Below are 2,633 nucleotides of genomic sequence, written 5' to 3' on the forward strand. Positions count from 1 at the left end.
ATAGAGAAAAGAAGCAATAAAAAGAAATAAGTAATAAACCATCAAAACTATAGCAACAATGAAAAAGTACATTTTCATGGCTCTCTTAGGATTGAGCCTTTCAGTTCCCAAAGCCCACGCACAGTGGACGGTCTATGATCCGGGTAACTTTGCCGGCAATATTGCCAATACGGTCAAAGAGATTGCCACCGCCTCGAAGACAGTAAAGAATACCCTTGACGGATTCAAGGAGGTGGAGAAACTCTACAACGACACCAAGAAGTATTACGATGCCTTGAAGAAAGTGAATAACCTTATTGGCGATGCCTATAAGGTCAAGGAGTGTATTCTCATGGTGGGTGACATCTCGGAGATTTATGTTACCTCATATAAGAAAATGCTCTCAGACAAGAACTTCCGCCCGACAGAACTCGCCGCAATGGCTTCGGGCTACACCAAGCTGCTCGAGCAGAGCGGTGAGAGCCTGAAAGAACTCAAGTCCATCGTCAAGAGTAATGTATTCTCCATGAACGACCACGAGCGCATGCAGCAGATAGACCGTATCTATACCACACTACGTGAGTACCGCTCCTTGGTGTCGTACTATACAAGGAAGAATATCTCCGTGAGTTATGTCCGTGCTCGTGAGAAGAACGACCTTGCCTCTGTTAAGGCGCTCTACGGCAATACGACAAGCAGATATTGGTAATCTGTGATTTATTCATAGATCTAAACAAATTCGCTTATGGATTTTGCCAGTTTACACGAGCTGCTCCGCTCAACCTATGACGAGATGATGCCGCTCTGTGCCCAGATGACAGGCATTGCCAAAGGCATTGCGGGCTTGGGTGCACTCTTTTATATTGCCCTTCGGGTGTGGGCTTCCATTGCCCGTGCCGAGGCAATCGATGTGTTTCCACTGCTGCGCCCCTTTGTCTTGGGCTTTTGCATCATGTTCTTCCCGACAGTCGTACTGGGTACGATGAATGCCGTCCTCTCGCCCGTAGTGCAGGGAACGGAGATGATGGTACACCAGCAGGAGGGGAACCTTGCCGAGCTTACTGCCAAGCGAGACAAGCTGCAGGAGGAAGCCTACCTCAGGAATCCCGAGACGGCTTATTTGGTTTCCAACGAAAAGTTCGACCAGAAGATAGAGGAAATGGGCATTATCGGACCTGAAGATGCCGTGACAATTGCGGGGATGTATGCCGAGCGTGCCGCCTATCAGACCAAGCAATGGGTCATGAAATTGGTACACGACTTTTTGGAATTGCTGTTCCACGCTTCGGGGCTTATCATTGACACGCTTCGCACCTTTATTCTGATTGTCCTCTCCATTCTCGGTCCGATAGTCTTCGGCATAGCCGTATGGGATGGTCTTGCAGGATCACTTACGGCATGGTTCTCACGCTATATATCGGTCTATCTGTGGCTGCCTGTGAGTTCGATTCTTACGGCACTGCTCACCAAGATACAAGTCCTCATGATGCAGAAGGACATCGAGGCGCTCAGCGACCCTAACTACCTGCCTGATTCAGGGACGTGGTACTATATCGTCTTCTTCCTTATTGGTATTGTGGGCTACTTCTGTGTACCCACTGTGGCAGGTTGGATTATCGAAGCCGGAGGCGGTATTGGTTCCTACGGTCGTAATGTTAACCAGACCGCACAACGTGGCGCACAAGGTGCATATACCGGAGGCAAGGCTGCCATGGCAGGCGCAGGCGCCGCTGTGGGAAATGTCGGTGGACGCATCAAGGGAGCACTGCTCAAAGGAAAATAGAAATCGAGCAACTATGCTTAATTAATCAACAGGTATAAAAGAGAAAAAATGGAATTCAAATCACTTAACAATATCGAGACCTCATTCAGGCAGATACGGCTGTATGCCTTTATCTTTGCCATCGTATGTGTGGTAGTAAGCGGTTATGCTGTCTATGCCTCGTACAGCTTCGCCAAGGAGCAGAGGGAGAAAATCTATGTGCTCGACCAAGGAAAGTCGCTCATGCTGGCTCTCAGTCAGGATGCAAGTAGAAACCGTCCCGTGGAGGCAAGAGAACACGTGCGTCGTTTCCATGAGCTCTTCTTCACCATTGCGCCCGACAAGGACGCCATTGAAAAGAATATGGAGCGTGCTTTTCTGCTGTGCGACAAGTCGGCTTTCAATTATTATAAGGACTTGGCGGAGAAAGGCTATTATAACCGTGCCATATCGGGTAATATCAATCAGCGCATAGAGGTGGACTCTATCCACTGCAACTTTAATACTTACCCTTATGTGGTAACGACCTATGCACGGGAGTTTATCGTCCGTCAGAGTAATATTACAGAGCGCAGTCTTGTTACGACCTGCACGCTGCAGAACTCTGTCCGTTCGGACAACAACCCGCAAGGCTTCCTGATGGAGAACTTCCTTGTGAAGGAGAACAGGGACATACAGACTTATAAACGATAAGGCTATGGCAAGGAAAAGAAACTTTTTACTCTCACGTCAATATCTGCGCTCTCACCTGTGGCTCCGCCATCGTTGTGAAAGGCTCACGATAAAGCAGAGAAAGGAAATCGTCTATGGGCTGAGTTTCATCTATCTGCTCTGCTCGCTTTGGATGATAGCACAGTTTTTCCTTCCTCCAAAGAAGGAAAAACTACCCATC

At 48.3% G+C, this 2,633-nt stretch carries 4 protein-coding genes; all 4 read left to right on the plus strand.

What is annotated here, in order from left to right; genetic code table 11:
- Window positions 1-58 precede the first annotated feature (58 nt).
- Entirely contained in the window at window positions 59-688 is a 630-nt protein-coding gene (locus tag BN35_RS12530) for a DUF4141 domain-containing protein (RefSeq protein ID WP_044071603.1), read from the plus strand.
- Window positions 689-724: 36 nt separating this feature from the next.
- Window positions 725-1,762: a conjugative transposon protein TraJ gene (gene traJ, locus BN35_RS12535; protein ID WP_044071604.1), complete on the plus strand. Its 1,038-nt coding sequence runs from the start codon at window positions 725-727 to the stop codon at window positions 1,760-1,762.
- Window positions 1,763-1,810: 48 nt separating this feature from the next.
- Window positions 1,811-2,434, plus strand: coding sequence for a conjugative transposon protein TraK (traK, locus tag BN35_RS12540; protein ID WP_025073281.1), 624 nt, complete (start codon window positions 1,811-1,813; stop codon window positions 2,432-2,434).
- Between the two features lie 4 nt (window positions 2,435-2,438).
- Window positions 2,439-2,633 (plus strand): hypothetical protein (locus BN35_RS13980; RefSeq protein ID WP_169337619.1); only part of this gene is annotated, 195 nt, incomplete at its 3' end.

Source organism: Hoylesella timonensis 4401737 = DSM 22865 = JCM 15640 (assembly GCF_000455445.1).
GTDB classification, from domain to species: domain Bacteria; phylum Bacteroidota; class Bacteroidia; order Bacteroidales; family Bacteroidaceae; genus Prevotella; species Prevotella timonensis.

Excerpts from the sequence above, each read along its gene's own strand:
- BN35_RS12530 (WP_044071603.1), top strand. The coding sequence starts at position 59 with ATGAAAAAGTACATTTTCATGGCTCTCTTAGGATTGAGCCTTTCAGTT.
- traJ (WP_044071604.1), top strand. The coding sequence starts at position 725 with ATGGATTTTGCCAGTTTACACGAGCTGCTCCGCTCAACCTATGACGAG.
- traK (WP_025073281.1), top strand. The coding sequence starts at position 1,811 with ATGGAATTCAAATCACTTAACAATATCGAGACCTCATTCAGGCAGATA.